Source organism: Parabacteroides sp. PF5-6 (assembly GCF_029504695.1).
In the GTDB taxonomy this organism is placed as follows: domain Bacteria; phylum Bacteroidota; class Bacteroidia; order Bacteroidales; family Tannerellaceae; genus QVMG01.
Map to the genome: position 1 here is coordinate 108,867 of NZ_JAQFIN010000004.1, position 24,530 is coordinate 133,396.

At 49.7% G+C, this 24,530-nt stretch carries 21 protein-coding genes, 1 pseudogene and 1 riboswitch; of the genes and pseudogenes, 11 read left to right on the top strand and 11 right to left on the bottom strand.

Going from position 1 to position 24,530, the window contains the following annotated elements; genetic code table 11:
• Positions 1-132: 132 nt before the first annotated feature.
• The 7 genes and pseudogenes from M2133_RS06365 to ispF all read left to right on the top strand — a co-directional run bounded on the left by M2133_RS06365 (position 133) and on the right by ispF (position 8,415).
• Positions 133-1,284, top strand: a complete 1,152-nt coding sequence (locus M2133_RS06365) for a 6-bladed beta-propeller (protein WP_277465194.1) — start codon at positions 133-135, stop codon at positions 1,282-1,284.
• Between the two features lie 78 nt (positions 1,285-1,362).
• A pseudogene (locus M2133_RS06370) lies at positions 1,363-1,724 on the top strand (ORF6N domain-containing protein); the annotation flags it as partial.
• Between the two features lie 146 nt (positions 1,725-1,870).
• Positions 1,871-2,524, top strand: coding sequence for a redox-sensing transcriptional repressor Rex (locus tag M2133_RS06375; RefSeq protein WP_277465195.1), 654 nt, complete (start codon positions 1,871-1,873; stop codon positions 2,522-2,524).
• 6 nt (positions 2,525-2,530) lie between these two features.
• Entirely contained in the window at positions 2,531-3,145 is a 615-nt protein-coding gene (locus tag M2133_RS06380) for a fumarylacetoacetate hydrolase family protein (RefSeq protein ID WP_277465196.1), read from the top strand.
• Positions 3,146-3,183: 38 nt separating this feature from the next.
• Positions 3,184-6,588, top strand: coding sequence for a type IX secretion system sortase PorU (gene porU, locus M2133_RS06385; RefSeq protein WP_277465197.1), 3,405 nt, complete (start codon positions 3,184-3,186; stop codon positions 6,586-6,588).
• A 116-nt stretch (positions 6,589-6,704) separates the two neighbouring features.
• A complete protein-coding gene (porV, locus tag M2133_RS06390; RefSeq protein ID WP_277465198.1) occupies positions 6,705-7,904 on the top strand; it encodes a type IX secretion system outer membrane channel protein PorV in 1,200 nt (399 codons plus the stop codon).
• 31 nt (positions 7,905-7,935) lie between these two features.
• Positions 7,936-8,415 carry a 2-C-methyl-D-erythritol 2,4-cyclodiphosphate synthase gene (gene ispF / locus M2133_RS06395; protein WP_277465199.1) on the top strand — a complete coding sequence of 160 codons (480 nt, stop codon included), beginning with the start codon at positions 7,936-7,938 and terminating at the stop codon, positions 8,413-8,415.
• Positions 8,416-8,753: 338 nt separating this feature from the next.
• On the opposite strand, the gene M2133_RS06400 is transcribed toward ispF, so the two are convergent.
• The 9 genes from M2133_RS06400 to M2133_RS06440 all read right to left on the bottom strand — a co-directional run bounded on the left by M2133_RS06400 (position 8,754) and on the right by M2133_RS06440 (position 19,731).
• Positions 8,754-9,713 carry a glycoside hydrolase family 43 protein gene (locus M2133_RS06400; protein WP_277465200.1) on the bottom strand — a complete coding sequence of 320 codons (960 nt, stop codon included), beginning with the start codon at positions 9,711-9,713 and terminating at the stop codon, positions 8,754-8,756.
• A complete protein-coding gene (locus tag M2133_RS06405; protein ID WP_277465201.1) occupies positions 9,710-12,499 on the bottom strand; it encodes a glycosyl hydrolase in 2,790 nt (929 codons plus the stop codon). Before M2133_RS06405 ends, M2133_RS06400 begins: the two co-directional genes overlap by 4 nt.
• Before the next feature lie 142 nt (positions 12,500-12,641).
• Positions 12,642-13,016 carry an RNA-binding protein gene (locus M2133_RS06410; RefSeq protein ID WP_277465430.1) on the bottom strand — a complete coding sequence of 125 codons (375 nt, stop codon included), beginning with the start codon at positions 13,014-13,016 and terminating at the stop codon, positions 12,642-12,644.
• Positions 13,017-13,057: 41 nt separating this feature from the next.
• A complete protein-coding gene (locus M2133_RS06415) occupies positions 13,058-13,507 on the bottom strand; it encodes a cold shock domain-containing protein (protein ID WP_277465202.1) in 450 nt (149 codons plus the stop codon).
• Between the two features lie 277 nt (positions 13,508-13,784).
• Positions 13,785-14,909 carry an ABC transporter substrate-binding protein gene (locus M2133_RS06420; RefSeq protein ID WP_277465203.1) on the bottom strand — a complete coding sequence of 375 codons (1,125 nt, stop codon included), beginning with the start codon at positions 14,907-14,909 and terminating at the stop codon, positions 13,785-13,787.
• A gap of 1 nt (position 14,910) precedes the next feature.
• Positions 14,911-16,557 (bottom strand): DUF5074 domain-containing protein, encoded by a 1,647-nt coding sequence (locus M2133_RS06425; RefSeq protein WP_277465204.1) that lies wholly within the window; start codon positions 16,555-16,557, stop codon positions 14,911-14,913.
• A gap of 26 nt (positions 16,558-16,583) precedes the next feature.
• Positions 16,584-18,593, bottom strand: a complete 2,010-nt coding sequence (locus M2133_RS06430; RefSeq protein WP_277465205.1) for a TonB-dependent receptor — start codon at positions 18,591-18,593, stop codon at positions 16,584-16,586.
• A 35-nt stretch (positions 18,594-18,628) separates the two neighbouring features.
• Positions 18,629-18,913, bottom strand: a riboswitch (cobalamin riboswitch).
• A gap of 106 nt (positions 18,914-19,019) precedes the next feature.
• The gene (locus M2133_RS15585) at positions 19,020-19,214 is read right to left on the bottom strand and encodes a hypothetical protein (RefSeq protein ID WP_346843235.1); all 195 of its coding nucleotides are present in this window, start codon (positions 19,212-19,214) and stop codon (positions 19,020-19,022) included.
• A gap of 199 nt (positions 19,215-19,413) precedes the next feature.
• Positions 19,414-19,731 (bottom strand): nucleotidyltransferase domain-containing protein, encoded by a 318-nt coding sequence (locus tag M2133_RS06440; protein ID WP_277465206.1) that lies wholly within the window; start codon positions 19,729-19,731, stop codon positions 19,414-19,416.
• Between the two features lie 316 nt (positions 19,732-20,047).
• Between M2133_RS06440 and trpS the strand changes: the two genes are divergently transcribed.
• On the top strand, positions 20,048-21,034 hold the full coding sequence (trpS, locus tag M2133_RS06445) for a tryptophan--tRNA ligase (RefSeq protein ID WP_277465207.1): 987 nt from the start codon (positions 20,048-20,050) through the stop codon (positions 21,032-21,034).
• Positions 21,035-21,046: 12 nt separating this feature from the next.
• Complete coding sequence (locus tag M2133_RS06450; protein WP_277465208.1) at positions 21,047-21,550, top strand: RNA polymerase sigma-70 factor; 504 nt, start codon at positions 21,047-21,049, stop codon at positions 21,548-21,550.
• On the opposite strand, the gene M2133_RS06455 is transcribed toward M2133_RS06450, so the two are convergent.
• Both M2133_RS06455 and M2133_RS06460 read right to left on the bottom strand, forming a co-directional pair.
• Positions 21,529-22,242, bottom strand: a complete 714-nt coding sequence (locus tag M2133_RS06455) for a hypothetical protein (RefSeq protein WP_277465209.1) — start codon at positions 22,240-22,242, stop codon at positions 21,529-21,531. The two genes, M2133_RS06450 and M2133_RS06455, sit on opposite strands and share 22 nt — an antisense overlap.
• Positions 22,229-22,759: a hypothetical protein gene (locus M2133_RS06460; protein WP_277465210.1), complete on the bottom strand. Its 531-nt coding sequence runs from the start codon at positions 22,757-22,759 to the stop codon at positions 22,229-22,231. The genes M2133_RS06455 and M2133_RS06460 overlap by 14 nt, the downstream gene beginning before the upstream one ends.
• 236 nt (positions 22,760-22,995) lie before the next feature.
• On the opposite strand from M2133_RS06460, the gene M2133_RS06465 reads away from it, so the two are divergent.
• Entirely contained in the window at positions 22,996-23,676 is a 681-nt protein-coding gene (locus M2133_RS06465) for a porin family protein (protein ID WP_277465211.1), read from the top strand.
• 5 nt (positions 23,677-23,681) lie between these two features.
• Positions 23,682-24,530, top strand: a complete 849-nt coding sequence (locus tag M2133_RS06470) for a FecR domain-containing protein (protein ID WP_277465212.1) — start codon at positions 23,682-23,684, stop codon at positions 24,528-24,530.

Consider the following 24,530-nt stretch of genomic DNA (forward strand, 5'->3'; position numbering starts at 1 on the left):
CAAATCCTTCGTGCAACTTCGTAAACTTCGTGCTTCGCCTACTATCATGTTTTCTTTTAGTTGTAAGATTTTAGTCGGACAACTACGATCATTCATTCTAATTCTTATATTTGCAAAAACACACACACATATATGAAACACCACTATCTACTCCTTATAATCTGCCTAATGCCTTTTTTATATGGTTGTTCATCGGCTCAGCCTGAGGGCGACCTGTTGACCCTTGATGTGACCAAAAAATATCCCAAGATTAAACTCAATCTGAAGGATCTTGCTGATATTGAATATATAAGGTTGAAGAATGATCCTGATTATCTGCAAAAATCACGTGTCTTATTGTTCAGTGGTGAATATATAATTGTAAGAGGAGAAAACAAAGCCTTACTGATTTTCGATCGTAAGGGAAACCCTATCCATAGGATTTTACAGGTTGGAAGCGGTCCCCAGGAATATCTGTATGCGTCGAATCTATTTCTTGACGAAGAGAAGGGCGAATTAATGGTGCATGACGGCCAAATCCAAAAATATTTCGTGTACACTTTGGATGGTGATTTTATTAGAAATGGAACTACGGGTGTTGAAAATAATGTATATAGCTTTAATGACAATGCATTTATTTGCTATAATAAAGTAACTAACCGGGTGCATACGGATATGATTCCTTATTTTTCTATTGTCTCCAAAGAAGACTGGCAGGTGAAAAAAGAGATCAAGATTCCCATTGATGAGATCCGGAATATTGAAGTGAAAAAAGAGGTCTCCGAAGGAAGTGTTTTTCTCTACTCTCCGATGCATCGTCCTTTGGTGAAGGGTTTTGATGGCTTTCTTTTAAATGAACCCGCTTCGGATACTATCTATCGATATTCATCCGGTGGGGAACTGATCCCGCTCATCGTCAGAGAACCGGCTATTAAATCGATGCACAACCCGGTTTATTTGCGCGCCGGAGTGGAAACCGGGCGGTATATGTTTCTGACTGTGACATCGATCGATGTAAACAATAAAGACGATATGTTTCCATCCGTTGAATTGGTTTATGACAAAGAAAATAAGACCATCCATGAATATCAGATTGTATTTGAAGATTGGCCCGAACGGTCGATAATCTTTGATGCTGAAATGATCAATAATACTAGCCGGAATGGTTATGGAGTCGTGGATTTTGATGTCGCATCGTTAGTTGCTTGTTATAAAGCCGGTCGATTCACCGGCGCACTGAAAGAAACCGCCAAAGATATGGACGAAGAAGATAATGCCGCGGTGATGCTCTTGAAATTTAAATGATCAATTTCTACGCTGAAAGGCATTCTTTTTATACTGTTTTTACTATCTTTACCCCACTACAAATTAAAGCGATTAACTATGACACTCACACTTGTACAATCCAAGATTTATGAGATCCGCAACCAGCGGGTAATGCTCGATCGGGATTTAGCCGAAATGTATGGCGTGGAAACCCGTGTGCTTAATCAGGCTGTAAAGCGAAATCCTGAGAGATTTCCTTCGGACTTTATGTTTCAACTGACGGATGAAGAAATGAAAAATTGGAGATCACAAATTGTGATGACCAATTCTATAAATATGGGGGTCAGACGTAATGCATACGCTTTTTCTGAATTATGTAAACCTTTACATAAACAGAAAAAGCTCTGTATATGTTGGCAACCATCCTGAAAAGCCCACATGCAACGGAAACCACTCTGGCCATTGTTGAGACATTCGTCAACCCACCCCGTTTCCGGAGTACCGGAGTTTGAAGTAAGCAGACGTTAAATAATATAATGTTTTCCTCTGGCTGCGAGAAAATATATATCTTTGTGTATCTTTTGGTGACAAAAAGACGGATAAAACAAAAATAAGAGAACAAACGATGACAAATGGCCCGGCAATGAAAGATATCTGGAAAGTTCCGGAACCGACCCTCAGGCGATTGCCCTGGTATCTTGCTTTTATCAAACTGTTGAAAGGCAAGGGGGAAACATCCGTTTCGTCTACCCAGATCGCCAAAGAGATCAATGTCGATTCGAGCCAGGTGGCCAAAGACCTGTCATACGTGAAGGTGTCGGGTAAGACACGCGTCGGTTATGAGATCGATGCCTTGATCGAGGTGTTGGAAGATTTCCTGGGTTTTAACGCACAACATCGGGCGTTTATCTTCGGAGTAGGGAGCCTCGGTGGCGCTTTATTGCAGGACTCGGGTTTAAACCAGTACGGGGTGGAGATTGTCGCCGGCTTCGATATCAAAGACGATCTGGCCGGTACGGTGGTCAATGGTATCCCGATCTTCCATCTCGATGATTTCCTGACTCAACAGAAAAAATACAAAGCCACGATCGGCATTATCACCGTGCCGGTAGAGAACGCGCAGGCAGTGACCGACCGGGTAATTGCCGGCGGCATCAAGGCCTTATGGAATTTTACTCCTTTCCGCATTCGGGTTCCTGGATCGATTGTGGTTCAAAATACTTCGTTATACGCCCACCTGGCCGTGATGTACAATCGCCTGAACTCACTGAACATATAACTCATTATGAAGATTCTTGCTGTTGGAATGAATTATGCTTCTCACAATAAAGAGATGCATCATTCGTTAGAATTAACAGAGCCGACGATCTTTATGAAAGCCGATTCGTCTCTGTTGAAAGATGGGAAACCTTTTTTTATTCCGGATTTCTCTTCACAGATAGAGTATGAAACGGAGCTGGTAGTCAAGATCTGCCGCTTAGGGAAGAATATCGCCGAACGCTTTGCCCACCGGTATTACGAGGAGGTGACGGTCGGAATCGATTTTACCGCACGTGATCTGCAACGTGATTTCCGTACGCGGGGTTTGCCCTGGGAGCTGAGTAAAGCGTTTGATCATTCGGCGGTTGTCGGTGGGTTTATCCCCTTGAGCGAAGCCGGAGAGATCGGCAAGCTGGCGTTTCACCTGGAGATAAACGGGGAAACGGTGCAGCAGGGAAATACGGCGGATATGTTGTTCACGGTCGACCGGATCATTGCTTATGTGAGTCGTTTCTATACGTTGAAAATAGGCGATCTGATCTATACGGGAACGCCGGCCGGGGTAGGACCGGTCAAGATCGATGATCATTTGACAGGCTATCTGGGCAACCGCAAATTGTTGGATTTTTATGTGAGATAGACGGAGTAAGCAGACGATTTGAAAATATGATAAAATACATGTATACGTTTCTTTTCTGGTTGGGTATCGTACTCAGCCTTTCAGCGGCCGACCGTTATGCGGCGGAGTCGGTATTGAACGAAGGGAAATGGGTGAAGATCGAAGTTGCCGAGACGGGTGTTTATAAACTCTCCCATGCCGATCTGCGGAAGATGGGGTTTGACAATCCGGAAAAGGTAAGTGTCTATGGGTATGGCGGCTGGCCGATCCCGGAAGATTTCACCAAAGAATTTATCGACGACCTGCCCGCCGTAGCCGTATGGAAAGGCAGTGATTACCTGTTGTTCTACGGGCGGGGCGTGACCCGCTGGGCGTATGCCTCCGGAGAATTTACACATACGCGCAATCCCTACGCCACCAAAGCCTATTATTTCCTGACCGACCGCGACGAATCACCCAAGGTGATGGCCAGCGAAGCCTCCGTAGGCAATGGCTCCGGGTTGCGGGTGACCAGCTTCGATGATTATGTCCTGCACGAACGTGAATTGATCTCCTTAAATAATTCGGGACGCGACTTGTATGGCGAATCGCTGACCGGCTCTTCTTCCCTTCTGACCTTGAATAACTTCCCCTCTATACCCGGCATCACGGATGAAAAGGCGTATGTGACGATGCGTTTTGTCGCCCGCGCCGTCGGCAGCCAGGGGAGAGCCTCTCTGCAGATCAATGGTGAGAATGTATTGAACGTCAGTATCGAAACGACCGGAAAGTCCGACAGCTATACCGTGGCGAAGTCAGGCCAGACCCGGGCGGAATGGACCGGCGAGAAGACCGAGAAGCCGGATGTGAAGGTTTCTTACAGCCATACCTCCCATGAGAACGTACACCTGGACTTTGTTCGCCTGCAGATGAAGCGCGAACTGAAGTCGTATGGCGCTTATACGCTCTTCCGCAGTATCGATGCGGTAGGTAACGATGCGCGCTTTGTCATTCAGGGAGCCAACGAGCAGACATTGGTCTGGGACGTGACCGATCCGCAGAACGCGAAAGTGATAGAGACCACCTTGAACGGCTCCGAATTGACGTTTGCGATCGAGAAGAGCGATGAGATTCGGGAGTTCGCCCTGGTACAGGCCGGCAGTACAGGCTTCGATGTGCCGGTGAAAACCGGTGATGTGGTCAATCAGAACCTGCACGGCCTGGGGAAGACCGATATGGTGATTATCGCCCTGCCGTTCTTGCAGGCCCAAGCCGAGCGTCTGGCGGAAGTACACCGCGAGCGCGACGGACTGACGGTCGAGGTGATCGACCCGCACGCGATCTACAATGAGTTTTCCAGCGGCACGCCCGATGCCTCGGCCTATCGCCGCCTGATGAAGATGCTCTATGATAAAGGCCTTGCCGCGGAGGAGACTCCCCGCTTCCTGTTGCTCTTCGGCGATGGGTTGTACGACAATCGCGGACTTTGTTCCAAGATCAAAACCTCTTTCCCCGAATCGACCATCCATCAGCGCCTGTTGTTGACGTATCAGTCGGAGAACTCGCTGAACATCAATACGTATGTGACCGACGACTATTTCGGTTTCCTGCAAGACTATCCGAATTTCTCTGCCGCGACCATGCCCCGACTGTCGATGGATATCGCCGTGGGACGCCTGCCCTTGCGCACGGAGACCGAAGCCCGGCAGGCGGTCGATAAGATCATCGGGTATATGGACAATACCCAGTTTGGCTCGTGGAAGAACGCCCTGGCTTTTGTGGCCGACGACGGCAGCAGCGCCGATAGTTTCACCATTGCTCACATGAGCCAGGCGGATACGCTCACACGGATGATCGAGAAGAACCAGCCGGACTTCCTGATCCACAAAGTCTATTTCGATGCCTACAAAAAAGACCGTTCGGGGCAGGCTGCCTATCCCGATGTGCGCAACCGCATCCAGAAGTTATTGAAAAACGGGCTCTTACTGATCAATTACACCGGACATGGCGATACCCAGTCGTGGAGCGACGAGAAGGTATTGACCCAGACCGATATCGCCACGGCAAGCTATACCCACCTGCCCTTATGGGTGACGGCGACCTGCGACTTTACCCGGTTCGACGCCTTGGCGACCTCGGCCGGCGAGCAGGTGTTTCTCAATGCCAATAGCGGTGGTATCGCTTTGATGACCACCACCCGCGTGGTCTATTCCGGACCGAATGCCCGCCTGAACCAGGCGCTGATGAGTCATCTGTTCGATAAGACCGACGGCCGGCGGCTGACGCTCGGCGAGGTGTTGCAACGCACGAAAGCTTCTTTGTATAACGATAGCAATAAACTGAACTTTATCCTGATCGGCGACCCGGCCTTGCGCCTGGCCTATCCCGATTACGAGATCGAGGTGACCGCAGTCAACGGACAGCCGGCTACGGAGATGGCGACGCTTCAGGCGTTAGACCGGGTGACGGTCGAAGGCCAGATCAAAGATTATACGGGCAACCGCATGACGGGCTTCAACGGCATGGTTTATCCTACGGTGCTCGACAGCCAGGATTCGATCACTACCTTATTGAATAACGAAGAATGCAAAGATGGGCCTTTCACGTATGTCGACTACCCCAGCACTTTGTTTGTGGGCAATGATAAGGTAGAAGACGGCCGTTTCAGCTTCTCGTTTACCGTGCCCAAAGATATTTCCTATTCGAACGCGATCGGCAAGATGAGCCTCTATGCCTACGATGAAACGCAAGGCATCGAAGCACAGGGCGCCTTTAAGAACTACCGCGTGGGAGGGTCCGCCTCGAATCCCGATCCCGACAATGACGGGCCGGAGATCCGCGCGCTCTATCTGAACGATTCCACTTTCGTCTCGGGCGATGCGGTGAATTCCACCCCTCTCTTCGTGGCTTATGTCTGGGATCAGAGCGGAGTGAATATTACCGGCAGCAGTATCGGACACGATGTGATATTGATCATCGACGGCAATCCGGCATTGAGCTACAACCTGAATAACTATTTCGAAACGATCCCTGATAACGAAGGGCTGGGACGGGTGATCTTCCCGCTTCCGACACTGACCGAGGGGTTGCATACGGCGGAATTCATCATCTGGGACGTACATAATAACTCTTCGCGGGCGACCTTCGAATTTGTCGTGTCGGCCAAACTGAAACCCCGCTTGATCGAGGTCTACGCCACGCCCAATCCGGCGCGCAACCAGGCCGATTTCTGCCTGGTCCATGACCTGCCCGAATCGCTTATGCACGTCGAGATCCGGGTCTTCGACATGACCGGCCGCCTGCTCTGGGTGGGCGAGCAGCAAGGCTCGTCCGAACTCTTCAAAGACTTCGTACTCAGTTGGGATCTGACGGATAGCTCCGGTATGCGCCTGCGCCCCGGTGTCTATGCCTACCGGGCAGGGATCAAAACAAAATACTCCAAAGAGGCAACCAAAGGGAATAAATTAATTATTCTGGGGCAATAAAGTCTCTATTAATCAGTTTATATATTTAGTCAAATATGAAGATAGAAGATAGAAGTTAGAAGTTAGAAGCTTCAATCGTTCTTCTGTCTTCTCTCTTCAAACTTCAAACAGATTGTATGATGAAAATAATTCGATTCAGTGTGTGTATGTTGATTATCGGTCTTGCCGGATCTCTCACTTCCCTTTATGCGCAGGGTGATGGCGACTTGAAGAATAAATTTGCTCCGATCAATACGGCAATCCCTTCTTTATCTATTGCACCGGACGCGCGCGGAGGTTCGATGGGGGATAATGGCGTGGCTACGACACCGGATATCAATTCGCAGTACTGGAATCCTGCCAAGTATGCTTTTCAATATGGCAAAGCCGGTGTTTCGCTCTCCTATACGCCCTGGTTGCGTAAGCTGGTCAACGATGTGGCGCTGGCTTATGTGGCCGGTTATTACAAACTGGGCGATAGTGATATGCAAGCGATAAGCGCTTCTATCCGTTATTTCTCGCTGGGGGAAGTCACCCAGAGCACACCGGAAACCGGGGGGATCAGTTATCTGCTCAACCCGTATGAGATGGCGATGGACGTGAGTTATAGCCGTAAGCTGTCGGAAAGTTATAGTATGGCCGTCTCCCTGCGTTATATCCGTTCGGATATGAATGCGCAGAACACCTCGGACCTGACGGCCGATAATGCTTTTGCCGCCGATGTATCCGGCTATCTGGAGAAATATGTGATCCTGGGTAATAGTGAGAGTCTGTGGACGCTGGGATTCAACGTGTCGAATATAGGGAATAAGGTGTCTTACGACGGGGGAACCACCAATCAGTTTATCCCCACCAAACTGCAATTCGGAACCGGGCTGCTCTATCCGCTCGACGATTACAACAGTATCGGTTTCTACCTGGGTCTGAGTAAGTATCTGGTTCCCAGTAAACCCATTCTGCAGGGCACTTCTTCGGAAGCGCAACAGGAATATGAAGACGCATTGGTGGATTACAATGATATGAGCTCGATCAAAGGGATCTTTAAATCGTTCACGGATTCGCCGGGAGGTTTCAGCGGGGAAATGAAAGAAGTGATGGTTTCCCTGGGGGCGGAATACAGCTATAATGATCAGTTCTTCCTGCGCGGGGGCTATTACTATGAGAACGAGAACATGGGGAATCGCCAGTATTTCTCTTTCGGAGCAGGCTTCAAGATGAGCGTATTCCAACTGGATGCCGCCTACCTGGTCAGTACCGTTCCCAGCAACCCGCTCGACCAGACCCTGCGTTTCTCCCTCTCCTTCGATATGGATGGGCTGAAAAATCTTTTTCAGTAATTAATTCTTAATTCTTAATTTTTAATTGTCCATGAGAATCCGTGTAGGTTTCGGTTACGACGTGCATGCCCTGGTTGCCGACCGGGAACTGTGGCTGGGAGGCATAAAGATCGCGCATACTTTAGGCCTGCAGGGACATAGCGATGCGGATGTGTTGATTCATGCGATCTGCGACGCCCTGTTGGGGGCAGCCAATATGCGTGATATCGGTTTCCACTTCCCTGATACCGCCGGCGAATACAAAGATATCGACAGCAAGATCCTTTTGCGCCGGACGATGGCGTTGCTCCGCCACGAAGGTTATGAACTGGGCAATATCGACGCCACCATTGCCGCCGAACAACCGAAGCTCAACCCCCATATCCCGGCCATGAAACAAACCCTGGCCGCCGTCATGGCCGTTCCCGAAGAAGATATCTCTCTCAAAGCCACCACCAGCGAGAAACTCGGCTTTGTCGGTCGCCGCGAAGGCATTGCCGCCTACGCCACCGTATTGATCCAAAAATATTAATCCACATCAAAGTTTTTACCCCCGTCTTCACCTTTCACCCTTCACCGAAATCCCTGTATTGATCAGTATTCCGGGTGAAAGCTAAAGGCATGCCTTAAAAGAACGACAGACCTTCCCAAAAAAGGCCGCCGGAGTTTCCGAAAAGGCCGGCGGCCTTTTGGAAAACCCTGCCGGCCTTTTGGAAAACTCCGGCGGCCTTTTTCGGGAAGCCTCCATCCTCCTCCAAGCTTTCACCCGAAACGCTGATCAATACAGGGATTTCGGTGAAGGGTGAAAGGTGAAGACCGGGGACGAAACTTTTATGTGTAGCCTATCCAAAAAACGTTAGGCATAAAAAGTTAAGGTTGATCTTCCTGTAGCTTCCGGAGGATCGATTCTTTCACTGTGAATGCTGTGCCGTGGCGCACGCCTTCGGGGAAGAAGATGAGGTCGGAGACATCCTCCCATTGCGACAGGTCGCGGGAGCGGACGGCACCGTACTTGTGCTGGGTGTATTTGTCGAAATAGACGTATACGTAATCCCCCACCTGGAGGGGCGAGGCGCCTTCGGCCCAGTAGTCGCCCGTGATCGGGGCGGAGACGGCGGTGGGGAAGTCGTACGGCTTCGTGTTCGAGGTCAGGCGGATGTTCTTTTCGGGCGGGTTGGAGTTCTCGTTCTTGACAAAGAGATGGTACGTGCCGCCTTGCTCCAGGATCGCGCCGTCGATCACGCTAAAGTCGGGATCGAAGAATACTTTGGTCTCACTGAATGTCTTGAAATCTTTGGTGGTGACATAGAACTGGCGGTGGTTCAGTCCCTTCTCACTCGCTGAAGTTTCGATCTCACGGAACATACCGGGCACGGTAGACGACCAGAAGATATAGAAGGTCCGGTCTTTCCGGTCGTAGAACAGTTCGGGCGCCCAACTGTTGCGGGTGCCTTCAAACTTCTCCATCACCGGGATATTCTGCTGTTCCGACCAGTGGATCAGGTCGGCAGAAGAGGCATACCCTACTCCCTGATCCCACCAACCGGTCGTCCAGACCATGTGGAAGAGGCCTTTTTCATCCTGCACGATGCTGGGGTCACGCATTAATTTGTCTTTTCCGAGTTGCGGCGTGAGGAAGGAGGCGTCGTTTTTCAGCGTATGCCATTGCAGGCCGTCTTCACTGTAAGCCAGATGCAGGCCGTCTTCGCCGTTTCCTTTGAAGTAGGAAAACAGATACACGTCTTTTTCTACCGTTCCTTTCGAGGATTTACCGCCTGTACAGCCGGAAAGGAACAGGAGGCAGCATGCTAAATACATTAATTGTTTCATGGAATATATGATTTAAGTTCTTTAATGGATACGGGCCCCAGGAGGCCGGAGGGGATGACGCCCCAGTGGTCGAATGGGGTATCTTTATAGGTGATGCTGACAAAGTTTATCTCATGGAACTTCCGCCATTCGATGCCCTGCCGGTCGTAGTCGGCAATGCGGTTGGCCGGGAGGTTGGTCACCTCGACCTCGATCAGGTTTTCGCCCTCCTTCAGGTAGTCGGTAATCAGGGCTTCGAAAGGAACGGCAAAGAGGGTCGCGACGAACGTGCCGTTGAGATACACCCGGGCACTCTCACGCACATCACCCAGGTCGAGCAGATAGTCGCATCCGGCATTTGGGGTAAAGTGGAACCGGGTGGAATAGCGGGCGGTGCCTTTGTTTCTTTTCAGGTCTTCCCGGTCTAAGTCAGTCCATGAACCCAATGCCGGAAGGGCGAAGGTCTCTTTGATCTCGGGGTCGCTTGCCGTAAAATGCATTGTCCAGTCATCCGGCAAGGCCAATGCGGTTCCGGTCTCTTTCCGGTAGTTCCAGTTGGAGACGGATACCTGTTTGTCGGTAAACGTTTTGAGGATAACCGACTGTCCGGGTTTGAGCTGGAGGTACACCTCGGTTTGTCCCTCTTTCTTACGCAACGAAGCTTTGCCCGTTTCGCCGGTCATCGGATCGAAGAATACAGCGCTTCTCGCCTCAACCGCCAAAGGCACCCAGCCGTCGACCGGCCGATTTTGCAATAGCGTGAAGAAATAATGGTAACCGTCGGCATGCCGGCGCCGGATCAGTTCACCACCGAACTGCGTCTGAAACACTTCCGGTTTGACTTCGGTCAGCGGCAGCATCTCTTTGTATCTTTTTCCGGTGATAATCTTGCCTTTATCCATTGCCGAAACGGTTGTTTTAGTGAATTGGTTCGCCGGCGGGAAAGCCCGGAGCAGCTCTTTCATCTGCCCCTGGCGTTCGTTCAGTTGCGACAAGCCGGGCACATCCGAAGGATAACGGCCGGCAAAGAGGATCGTGGCCCCTTGTTCGGCCAACTGCCGGATCCGTGCGAGCGTTTCGACAGGCAGCCGCTTGACTGCCGGCAGGATAAGGGCTTTGTACGTGGCGCCCCCTTCGGTATGCAGTAGCCCGTTTTCTACCGTTGTGGTCTGGAGGAACCGGTCGGAGATGTAATCGAGTGCGTAACCCTCGTTTTTGACTTCGGCAACGGTCTGATAGAACGCAGGCAGTAGGTCGCGCAATCCGTGGATGGCGAACGAAAGATAATGGCTGCCGGTCTGATCGTGCCAGAAATCGTAGATGGGCAGGTAGAGCAGGAAATCGTTGTCGGGCGCCCCGTCTTGCAGGAACGATTGCGCGCGTGCGATATACGAAAAGAAAGGCGCCGCGTCGTGCCATATCGTATTGGTGGGCGACAGATCGACGGCGGCATAGAACTTCCAGCCCGGCCAGGCGGCCTCCCGGGGCGAATAGGTTGCCCCGTGGAAATACACCCGGTTGACGCCCGCGACAAACATCTGGTCGATCTCCGGCTTGCACTGGGAGAGGGAAGTACGGAAATGCTCGGTCAGCCAGGTGAAGGTCTCGGCCGAGGTCAGTGGCTTGCCGCTGATATGGGCGGCGGAAGAGGCGAACTTGAGTGTTGCCGGGTCGCCGTCGTTCTCTTTCCGGATCGAGTCTTTGCGCAAGCCGGGGATATCAAAGTCGGTGATACCGAACGTTTCACATTCCGGGATATCGACCGCGGCGTAGAGGTCGATCAGGTTGGCGGGCGAGCCATGGGCCTGGTTGCGCGTGCGTACCCCTCGTTCATGTGCCCATTCGGTCCAGGCCTGCGTGAAATTCTCTTTCAGGAGTTCGCCCAGGGTCTCCCTATAATCCGAAAGGATGCGGGCGGAGCGTTCGCTTTTGCCTTTTTCCAGAAACTCGGGGAAATAGTCCTGCAGTTTGTATCCTCTTCTTCTTTCGAACTGTTCGAGGAAGTCGGGCGTCCAGTCGGCGCCATATACTTCAAAGGAGTCATTGAAGAAATGTTTGGGCCAGGAGCCGGGTATTTTGTGGAATGCTTCGTTGAAGACGGCGAAGTAGCGCCGCACGGCTTCGGCGTCGAACGGATTCAATACATAGCCCTCTCCGCCGGGAGCGGCACGTTTGACTTGTTGCAGGGTCTTGCCGGTGAAGAGCGCAATCAGTCGCCAGTTCCCCTGGGGTGCATCCCATGTCAGTGTGCCGTCTTCGGCCACCTCTGCCGTCAGGTCGATACACGCTTTGCCCGGGGCATAGGCGATCAGTTTGTTCAGTCGGGCTATTTCTTTTTGCTTTTCATCTTCGACCGTGATCTTTTCGCTGAACGGTTTACCACTTTTGTATTCATATTCCTGGAAAATAGCCCGGGTCGCGGCATCTTCGAGAGCGACATGCGGGCCACCGAAGGGCCAGCCCGTCCCCATATTCATGTCGATGCCCATCCCAAGCCGTTTGGCTTCCGCTTTGGCAAAGTATAACATACGCATCCAATGGGGCGAGAGGTAAGGGATCGCGTTCGCCTCTTCTCCTTTTACTCCGTAGATCGGGGTGATCTCCACCCCGCCCATCCCGGCTTTGGCCAGCTCGTGGAGGTTGTAACTCAGGCCGGCTTCATTCACCGCGCTTCCCATCCACCACCAGCGTGTCCAGGGTTTACTCTCCTGGGTGATTTCGGGCCACTGGGTATCGGCCGGTTCACGCTGACATGCCGCGCACAGCCAAAGAGAAAACAGGACGAGGAAATAAGTGTATCGTTTCATTGTTGTCATTTGTGCAAAAGACGGATATTCAGGTTCAGATGCAAATATAGTGCATTCAATCCTTTTTTTGCCTCCTTGCCGCACACAAAAAGAGGGGAAGCTTTCGCTCCCCCTCTCCGGTTTAGGTTTTATGATTCGTTGATTAATATCTTCTTGAGCCATAACCTCCACGGTCACCGCCGCGGTCGTTGCCACCACGGTAGCCACCGCCACCGCCGCCACGGTTATAACCACCGCCACCGCCGCCACGGTTGAAACCACCGCTGGGTCGTTCGGTACGAGGACGTGCTTCGGATACGGAAATTTCTTTTCCTTCGAACTCGGTTCCGTTGAGTTCTTCGATGGCTGTTTGCGCCTGAGCGTCATCGGTCATTTCCACGAATCCGAAACCGCGCGATCTGCCTGTTTCACGATCGGTAATGATCTTTGCCGATGTCACTTCACCGTATTCCGCAAATAAGTCGTTTAAGCTGGCTTCACTGGTGCCATAGCTTAGATTTGAAATGTAAATGTTCATTTGATTATTTATTAAAAAATAAAATTGTATAATGGTGAGGTTCATTCCTCGTACCGTATTCTCACTGCATTCATATCCCGTGGGCCGCGTTCCAGTTCGAAGAACACTTTATCCCCTTCCCGGATTTCCCGTGGGGCGGCTGAGATATGGAAAAAATACTTTTGGCCGCTGCCCAGATCTTTGATGAATCCGTATCCTTTCTCTTCAATAAATCGTTCTACTTTCCCCTGGAAGACAGACGGTTCGTCGTCTTCCGTCTTTTTCGGCGTAGAGATTACTATGCTCTCCAGGTCAATCACCTCTTTCTTTTGGAACTCGGGTGGCGTTGATGTTATATTTCCGTTTGCATCTACGTATGCAAACATATCTTCCAGAGATGCGCCTTTCATTGTATTCGCTTTGCGGTCTTCTTTGCGCTTAAGCTTTTCCTGTCTCTTCTCTTGTTTCTTTTTTTCGTTTTCTCTCTTTCCAAATGAAGCGGGTCTTGCCATGTATCTATTTTAAATTATTAATTATTAATGGTCGATGATCGATAGAGGCTGCGAGCAGTCTTGAAATCATCATCCATAATGTGTCAGTTTCTCTAAAAACAAGGAGGTCTAATAGTCGATATCAACTCGGATCAATCCGGCAAACAAAGCCGAAGATACTGCTAAGGAGAGTACAGATCAAAATAAAACTCAATTGTCTTCGGAGCCAAAGGTAATTAATATTTTCAGTGGGCGAGGTCTTTTTCTGTTAAAACAAAAGAAAAAGGCAGATACAGAGTCAATTTGCCTTGAGCGGGACATAATAACGGGGCGTGTATCCGGGCAAGAGTTCGGGGTGGAAGACGGCTACCAGGTCTTTCAACAGGTAGTCGGGATGGATAGGAAACTCTTCGTAATACGGGACACGGCCGGTATTGCAACCGAAGATTTTTTGGTTTTTGAAGGCATCAAAATGTTCATACGGAGTATATTCCGTGCGCAGCTCGTCGTAGGTCATGTCTTCCGCCTGGTTGTATTTGATCAGCCAGAGGTCGGCGTGGATGGCGCGGTCGAGTACCGTTTCGAAAGCCATCGGTGTACTGCCGGCGCCGGGTAGTTCCTTAAATAGATAGTCGGCTCCGGCATCGGCAAAGAAATGGGCGACGTAGCTATCGCCTGCCGGTACGTACCAGGAGGAACCGAATTTCTTCTCCGACACTACGGTCGGGCGATGGTCGATAGGGGCCACCAACTCTTTCAACGCGAGGTAGCGCTCTTCGGTGGCGCGAAACAGGGAGTCGGCCAACTCTTCTTTATCGAACAACAAACCATAGAAACGGATCCATTCGCTCCGGCCCAATGGCAATGCCTCCATATAATCGGCTCCTTCGATAATGGGAATGCCGATCTTCTCGACCGGTCCGTAACTGCTGTTCTGGAAAGGGGAGGCGATCACGTATTCCGTACCGATCTCAATCATCTTTTCTACATTGGGCGCATTGGCTTCGCCCAGGTCGGTGATTCGTCCGGCACGCAACCCTTCCTGAATGGCGGGCGTATCCATATAACGGGGTTCGCAGACACCAACAATGCGATGGGATTCTCCCAATAGATCGATGATTGCCGCGTGCACGGAGGTGTAAACGGCGACCTTCTGCAACGGAACGCGCACCACTGTCCCGGCGGGCAGATTGCCGGGCAGTGGTTTGTCGCGTCCTACCAGTATATACCGTTGCAACAACTGCCCTTCTTCCCACGGATCTTTGACTTCCACCGTCTTATATCCATCGAAATGCAAGATCTCTATGCCTTGCGCATAATGGATGGTGTCGGAGGCGATCGCTTCTGTAGCGGATTGCTTATGACCGGGTGCGCAAGAGGCAAACCAGCCGATAACGAACAGGAGAAGGACAGTTTGTTTCATTTTAGTTCAATAAGAAAGTCATACATTTGGTTTCGTACCCCTGGGTGTCGATCGGGCTGCCTTGCAACTTCCCGTCTGCGGAGAAGATATACAATGAGCCGGTGCTTCCCCAGGCGGATTCGGCGACGTAGATGTCTCCTGTCGTCGGATCGACAGCCAAAGCATACGGATTGGTGATGGAGGTGCCGTCGGTAATGAAGTTCTCATTGGCGACAGCCTCGGTCAAGGCATCATATACCTTGAAGGTAATGTTCGGATCACCCCATTGTGCGAAAGCGGTATAGAGCTTGTCGTTGACTAAGGTCATGCGTGAGGCATTGCCCATAACGGTCACTTCACCGGTGGTGGCGTCGATCCGTTGCAATGTATTCTTCACATCGCCGTAGTTACCCATAGAGATCAGGTAGATATCGCCCCGGCTATCGCTCTGAAGGGCAGTCGGGTTCAATAGAACTTCTATCTCTTTTTCTACCTCCAGGCTGGTCTGATCGATCACTGAAACAGTCGTTCCATAGTTCGGATAATCCAGACCGCCGGAGTTGGCTACATAGATCTTGCCTTTACTTACTGCCAACTGTTCGGGGTAACGTCCGACGGGGATCACTTCTTCCACGGCCAGCGAGGCAGTATCCAGCACAGCTACCGCGTGTCCGTAATAATAGCTCACATATACTTTGCCGTTATCGGCCACCATACCGCGCGGGTTCAAGGGGGCGTCGCCATCTTTCGGCTCGATACTCTTGATCAGTTTGCCGTCTCTCTCGAGCACCACCAAGCGGTTGGAGGTGGTAACTGTCACGTAGATCTTTGTGCCGTAAACCAGGATCTGCTCGGCCGAGTCGCCCAGACCGCTGCCGTTGGCTGTCAGGTAGAAGTTCGGAGTTAATACACCGGTTTCCAGATCGTACGAAGCGATGGAGGCATTGTTCTCGTTGAAGTTCCCACCGTTAAGGATCAATAACGTGCCGATAAAGTTATCCTTCACCGCAACGGAAGAGATATTCTCCGACTCGCCGGCGGCGGTACGGGAGATCACCTGCAGGAAAGCGTAATAAGCCGTTCCCTCCGGGATGTCGAAAGAGGAAATACCGGCTTCTACTTCGCCGATCTTTGTGCCTTTCTTGGTATTGTCATCGCTTCCGTAGATCACATAACCGGTGGCGTAACCTTCCGGGTTGGGAAGGGTCCACGACAAGGTACCGCCGATCTTCAGGAAGGCGTTATCCGTATCGGTAAACTTCAGCTCGGTAACGATCGGATCGCCGCTATTGTCTTTCACCGCGATCGATGCAACCTGCTCCGACTCGCCAACAACGTTTTTAGCAACGACCAACAGGTAGCTGTTCAGGTCGGTTCCCGCGGGAACGATAAACGATTTCACGCCGGCAGCCACCTCGCCTAATTGGGTCGCTTTCTCCGTGGTTGTTTCACTGAGGTAAACAACATAACCGGTCACATTCTCTTCCGAGGCCGGCAGTTCCCAGGATAGTGTCCCGCCGATCTTATACGGATCCATATCCGTATCCGTAAAAGAAAGATTCGTCACTACTTCCGAAGGGATCACAATCTTTTCGTCGTCATCCTCACAAGAGGAAAACGAAACACTCATCAACGTACAGGCTACCAAGCCAAGAATAAACTTTTTCATTTTTTCGAATTAATTAGTTTCACTTATTAATAGATATACTTTATACTTGCTCTGAACGAACGCCCCGGCATCGGGTAATACCGGATCACATCGTAGGTCACATCTCCCAGATTGACGATATCCGCCTGCAGGCGCAGGCTGGAATGCGGGAAAGTGAACGTACGGTTGAACGACAACTGCTGCTCGGTGTACCCTTCGATCCGGTTCGACTCCAGGTTCTGGGGCAACGCATAGCGCTGGCTGATGGAAGTCAACAGCCAACTGACATTCACCCAGGGATTCTCCCAGGAGACGGACACATTGCCCGAGTGCTTCGGGGTGTACGGGAGTTGATTCTTATAGGTCTTCGACGTTTCGTCGGTCACATCGATCGCTTTCTGCCAACTGTACGAGCCGTCTACCTGCAAATACATCGCCGCCGGCAAGCGGAAGCGGGCAGAGGCATTGACATCTACGCCTTGTATCTCCACTTCGCCCATATTCATCATCTTCCAGACAAACATGGTCGGAATGGCTACGATCTTATCTTTCACCGTGTTATAGTAGCCGTCGGCGGTCAGGCTGAAATAATCCAACGCGAATGCGGGCAGGGAATGGCTCCAGGTCAGTCCGACGTTATATTGCCGCGTCTTCTCCGATTCGAGATCTTTATTGCCGATCCGGTCGTAGTAGAGATCATTGAAAGTCGGTACACGGAAGATATCTTTATAGGAAGCCCGAACACGCAGGTTATGTGCGGGGAATAACCGGTACGACAGACTTAGGGCGGGGGAGAGGCGCTTGCGATCATCCGCCGCGGCTTCCTCCGCCTTTAAGTCTTCCGTGATATAGGTGGCCAATAGACTTCCGGTAGCCGTCAGGCGGGAAGTCTGATACTGCGCGGCAAATGCCGTCAGGGAGGTATAGCGCCGGGGAAAAACACATTTGGGCGTGGTCGCGTCCAGGGTGTTATAGGCGAAATCCTCCGCCAGGGTAATGGTGAAATGTGTGAAAGGATTATATTTCAATGCGGCGGAGGCGTAGTACTCCCGTTGGGTATAGATATCCCGCTGCTCGCCGTTTTCGTATTTGCTGTGGAAATCCTGGTAGCGTGTCCGGGAATAATCGAACTTACCCTGTGCTTTCAGTGAAAGAGTGGGAAGGAGTGCCGTATCGTATGACGCCTGCACGAAGCCATTCCGGTTGGCTAACCGCTCTTTATGGTAATCATTATACAGGATCACGGAGCCGGGTAGGCCACGTTTGGAGTCGAACCAATAACCTTTCAAGCGCATCTTTCCCCGTTGTTTCCAGTCGGCGAAGAGGTTAAGTTCCGTACGTAACGATTGGATATCGCTATTCTTCCTTTTCTCTTCGGTCACGATATTCCCATTCGTAAAGGTGTATGGATACTGACCGTCTGCCCGCAGCCAATCGCCATATAGGGAGAGGGTATAGGTCTTGGAAATCCGTTGGTCGTAGTGTACGATCGGGTTGAACTGTCCGAAGGAACCGGTTTTGATCTGTGCCAGCAAGCGGAAGTTTTTATTATCCAATTTGGGCGTTTCGGTCTGTATATTCAATGCCCCTGCCGAAGCGAACATTCGGGCAGTCTGGAAGATCTCGTCACTTTGTCCGATGGAAAGGGAAAGCGCTTCTACATTATCTAAGGAAAACCGGCTGATATCTACCTGTCCGCTCTGCGCATCGGTCACCGTCACCCCGTCGTAACTGACAGCAGTATGCTGAGCGCCCAGGCTGCGGACGGAGACTGTTTTCAGCCCGCCGATGCCTCCATAGTCGCGCACACTGACACCCGAGAAGCGCTTGACCGCTTCCGACAGGTCTTCCAAGCCCAACCGCTCGATATCCGTCTTCCCCATCACCTGCAGGGGAGCTCCCTGACGGGTGACCGACGGACGCACCTTCTCCACCACCTCTACCTCCGATAGGTTGCGAATCGTGGTCGTGTCGGTTTGTTGCGCGAACAAAGTACCGGCGCTAATCAACCATGCCCCTGCGAGGCATAGCCCTTTACGTATAAACAAATCAGGCATACTGTTACGGTTTACCAACACCTTCACCCGAGGCATCGCATAATTCCGACTATGGCAGGTTTTCTGGCTCGTTCTCCCTTAAATGGCCGCCTTCCCAACGAATTCAATTGACAATTGACAATGGATAATTGACAATTGTTTCTTGAACCTTTTAATTGTCAATTGTCAACTGTCAATTGTCAATTAATTTGTCAGTGGCAACAAGATTGCCGGGGTTTATAGAACTTACAGCTACGGGTACAGCTCCGGATTCACACCGGATTCCCTTTTACTAACCCTTCCCGGACGGAAAGGATTACACCATAATTCGGGGACAAAGATAGATCTTTTTCTTAGGAAACAAATAAAGGGGTGGAAATTTATTATCCTTTCTATTCATACCTTTTCTTCGCTTCGCTTTGGGCGTAGGGTATGAAAATGGTAAAATCACGATTGGCTCTTAAAGGACAGCAATTCTTCCATAGCCTGGAGCATGGAACGTACTTTATCGAAATAGGGCCGTACCTCTTCTTCTGTAAAGTCAAACATATCATCGTAATCGCCTGATTGCCTCATTTCGAACAGACGCGAAAACAGTCGGCCGTAATCGCTATTAAGTAATCCCTTCTTGATGAAATTCAAACCGATAAGATGGATGGGAACGGGCGTTCAATCCTTTATCAGTCAGTAAGGCTGAAGCCATATAATAACAGGCGTAATACAAACGATTGGCAACCAGGTTCCAATATCCTAATTGAACGATATCTTCCGCCTCGCGCAGACTAAGGTATGCCTTCTCCCGGCGGTAAGTATGATTGCTTTTTTTCGTCTCCGCTCAGTGTCATAATACGATGCCTTCTTCTTGTACGTTCTTGTAAAATGGAGTGAAACTACGTTTGTCCCAATCATTACGGGTGTACAGTTTTGGACTTATTTTCTGATCCAATTCCCAACCTAATTCGTAAAGTGGATAGGCAATGTTGTCATAATCGGAGGACTCAAGCTTCGTTTTGTCAAGCAAAATCAGGATATCCCAATCCGAATCAGACTTATCGTCTCCTCGTGCCCTGGAACCAAAGAGTATGGCTTGAGCTTCTGGAGCTGATTTTTGCAGCTCGCTACGGATAGAATTCAGTATGTTCTCTCTAATTTCTTGCATGATATGACAAATGTGCTATACAGTGCAAATATAATGAAATATCCTGTTTATTCATACCTTTTCTTCTTTTTACCCCTGATTTAAGAAAGACTATAAGAGGCAGTATTTCAGCTTATTGCCGGGGGCATTCATTTGTTGATAATTATCAACAAGTTTGTTGACAATTGTCAACAGATCTGTTGATAATTATCAACAAATGTGTTGACGGTTATCAACAAACAAATACTCCCTGCAATAAGCAGATCTACTCCCTCCTCTTGCTTCTTGTCAAAAATGACTATCTTTGCACCACTTTACTAAATAACAAAATAGAGATATGGAAATCGTAGCGAGTGGCATTCGGCCGACGGGTAACCTGCACCTGGGGAATTACTTCGGGGCAGTAAAGAGTTTTCTGCAGATGCAGAATGAATATCAATGTTATTTCTTTATTGCCGACTGGCATTCGCTGACGACACATCCACATCCCGACAATATCCGCAATAGCGTGAAGACGATCCTGGCCGAGTACCTCGCCTGTGGCATCGATCCCGAGAAAGCCGCGCTCTATGTGCAGAGTGATGTGCGCGAAGTGGCTGAGTTGTATCTCTACCTCAATATGAATGCGTATCTGGGCGAGCTCGAACGGGTAACTTCCTTTAAGGATAAGGTGCGCACGCAACCCAATAATGTGAATGCGGGCTTATTGACATATCCTTCCCTGATGGCGGCGGATATTATTATTCATAAGGCGGTGAAGGTGCCGGTCGGCAAAGACCAGGAACAGAATATGGAGATGGCGCGCCACTTTGCCCGCCGTTTCAACAATATCTACGGGGTGGATTATTTCACCGAACCGGCCTCTTTCCACCTCTCGGCCAAGGCGGTGAAGGTGCCCGGACTCGACGGCTCGGGTAAGATGGGCAAGAGCGAAGGCAACGCGATCTACCTGATCGACGACGAAAAGACAATTAAGAAAAAAGTGATGAAAGCCGTCTCCGACTCAGGTCCTACCGAACCCAATAGCGAGAAGCCCGAACCGATCGCCAACCTGTTCGCCATGATGGAGATCGTCTCCGAGCAATCCACCTACGATCACTTCAACGAATTGTATAACAACTGCTCGATCCGCTACGGCGATATGAAAAAGCAGTTGGCTGAAGATATTAACCTCTTCTGCGCTCCGATCCGCGAACGCATCCTGGATATCCTGGCAAACGAAGAATACCTGGAAAAGGTAGCCAGGCAAGGCGCCGAAAAAGCCCGTGCCAGTGCCGCCAAGACCCTGAGCGAAGTGCGGCAGATTATCGGCTTCCGGCCCTAACGTTTGCTTCAGATGACAGCCGCCAGCTTTGAACAGGATTTCAAGAGTTTATACAAACCCTTGTGTCTTTTCGCGTTGCGTTATCTGGAGCAGACCGACGATGCGGAAGATATCGTGCAGCAGGCCTTTGCCGATGCCTGGGAGAAGCAGACGCAAGGCATGACTATCCTGAATCTAAAGGCTTACCTCTATCAGACGGTGAAAAACCGTTCCCTCACTCTATTGACGCAAAACCCGCATTTACGAACCATCGATGACCTCCCCGATATCGCAGCAGATAACGGCGAAGAGCAAGTGGCTACGGCCGAGCGCGATGCCCGCCTATGGGAAGCGATCGACAGCCTGCCCGCCGGTCGCCGCCGGATCTTCCTCTTAGCCAAACGCGACGGGAAGCGATACCAAGAGATCGCCGACGAGTTACACCTTTCGGTAAAGACCGTCGAAAACCAGATGGGGAAAGCCCTCAAAGCCCTTCGCAGTATCGCCGTGAAAATTTATTTGTTTTTTTTCGGGTGAGAAAGAGAAGCAATTGACTTTATTATATCAAGGACCATATCGACTCTCTCTTCTTCAGAAAGATAAGGTAATGAACTGTAGATAATTTCTCTAATATTATTGTTTTGTAAAAGTTTTGCGCATTGCTCTTTAAGGTAAGTTCGTAGATGGTTATTTTTATTTTGTATTATACTATTCTGTAATTCCAAGACATTGTCCATGATGTAAACAATATCTTCCAGGTCATGACTTCCCCTGATATCCCTTCCCCCGCGATTCTCTAAAGCAGCAAACTTAGTGGCGATATAATATTCTACAGGTAATACATAAATTGTAGTTGCATCCGGTAATACTTTTTTGATTTTATGTTTTATGCCTTCTTGATACCAAATGTTGGTAAAGCCTAATATATCTTGATTGGTTGGCATTATATCAACAACAACCCCACGGTATATCTTTCTACAAATCGGCGCATTGGGCGTCCTATCATTATGAAATCCCAGAGTACGAAGTTCTTCTTCTAAGACACTATATCCCATATAAGAACTTATCTCAATAATGCAATCGACATCAAGAGTTGTTCTGATGTCAGAGAGTTCCGGATCATGTGCATATAATTCTGCAACGGAACCACCAACAAACACCACTTCGTCTTTCATTTTGGCTAACCCATGGGCAACCAATTGCAACATTTCTATATTAGTCGTCGGCATAAATTCCCAGTCTGTTGTCTAACTCTTTAATCGCAATTTCTATTTCACGTTTCTTCCCGATTCTCAAAGTATCTACGATGACCAGGTATTCGTATAGTAGAGGGTCTGATTCAATAAACTTGGGTATTTTGTCATATAAAGGAATGATAGCGTTTCCTCTTCGTGTTCCTTTATAATACGACCAGACATAGATTTCTCGTCCTTCGGTTATGTGTTCATTGATCGGAGGGGCTGAATGTGCTGTGGCAATCCCTCTGGCAGGAGATGTTACCTGAGGGGGAAAGACATATCGAAGTCCATAGATCAGGAAATCGCGCAAAGCTAACTTATTCACTTTGTTTTTGGATGGGTTTACTAATCCGGCTATTCTATTTCTCTCCATCGCCACTGTAACTTCACTTGCACTTAGTAATAGACTGGAAGCTATTTCAGACAGGGTCCATGTTTTATCCCCGTAAGTCAATATCTTTAATAAAATCACCACGTCCTGAGGACGCATCCCATTATGTTTTTGCATACCTTCTAATTTGTGATTCGCGAATTGCAAATATAACTATTTTATCTATTAATAACCAAATGTTTATACTTGCATATTTTTGGCTAAATAAGACGGGTTCTGTTTCTGTAAAAAGAAAGAAGTATCTTTGTCTTCTGAAAATAATTTTTTACTCGATAGGGGTTTTTCTCATTTCTGTGTCTTAGGGGTAAAGATCCAATAGGATTTTACATGTTGAATTCAAAAAAAAGAAGAGAATGAAAAAGATTGTATTGTTTTTAGTGGGGATGATGAGTGTGTTTGCGGCACAGGCGCAGTGGTCGGTGGCTCCGGAGGCGGGCATAACGGCGGTGAATATGAATGCGGGGCTCCATAATGATCGGTGGGAGGCCGGTTGGAAGTTGGGTGTTGGTGTGGAGTATCAGTTGACGCAGCGGTTTAGCCTGAAGTCCGGCCTTCATTATACGCAAAGAGGGGGTACCTGGTTCCCTTTGCTCGGGTATGATGCCAATGAGGAACTTTATGTCGGTACACTCAAAGATAAACGTCATTTCCTGCAACTGCCTTTGATGGCGCAATGGGGCTGGAATCTGGGTCAGGATGTGCGATTGAATATGGGTGTTGGAGGCTATGTGGCGTATGATACGCATCACAGTTCCAGTTACGGGTATTATAGTGATTTCAATGGAGAATACGGCTATGGCTATGGTTATATCTACAGTTATGGCTATGCGGAGGGAAGCGGTTCTAATTTCTTCCGGGGGATAAATGCTTTCGACTGGGGAGCCTCTCTGGCTGTCGGGCTGGAAGTGAAAAATCTCTATTTCAATCTGGGCTACGATGCCTCTTTGGGGAAAGAATATGAATATGATAGTGTCGGCTTGAATTATCATACGTTAAGCCTGACCGTCGGCTATAAATTCAGATTAGGAAAATAAGAAAGATGAACGAGCAACAATCACAGGACGACAAATTACGCTTTGTCCTTCGGCATTACAAAGAAAACAGCCTGGACGCCGAAGCGGCCTGGCAGACTTTTGCCGAGCGACAGGGCATTCGCCGAAAGACGGCTTTCCGCCGTTACGCAGGTGCCGCGGCTGCCGTGCTGTTGTTGTTGATTGGTTTATCGGGGAAATATTACCTGGACCGGAACGCGACGGAATGGATCGCGGTAACAACCGGAACGGGCGAATACAAAGAAGTGTGGTTGCCGGATAGTACGGCTGTCTCCCTGGCGGGAAATACCAGCCTTCGGTACGACCGGAAAACGTATGGAAAAGAAAAACGCGCGGTGGAGTTGACCGGCAAAGCCTTCTTTGAGGTGGCCCGTGATGAGGCGCGTCCTTTTTCCGTACAGACAGCACAAACACTAACGACGGTTCTGGGCACCAGCTTCCAACTGGCGGAAAAGGCGGAAAATACTTCGTTGCACGTGCAAACCGGCCGTGTCCGTTTCAGCGGAGCGGAAGAGGCAGAGGCTATATTGACGGCCGGCATGTCGGCGCGTTACTCGTCGGAAGAAGGTCTGCAGATGGAAGAACAGGAGGAAGCGGACGGCAACTACCTGGCCTGGAAAACCCGTCAGTTGCGTTTCCGCGCGACGCCGCTCGAGCAGGTGATCCGCGATGTCAGTGCCGCCTATCAGGTAGAAATCATTAATCCTACCCAAGGGGATACCAACCTGCGGCTGACTTCTTCGTTTGATAATCTAACGCTGGATGAATTATTATCCGTGATCAATGAGACATTGGATATTCAGTTGGAAGTACATCCGGCCGATAAAAACAAATAA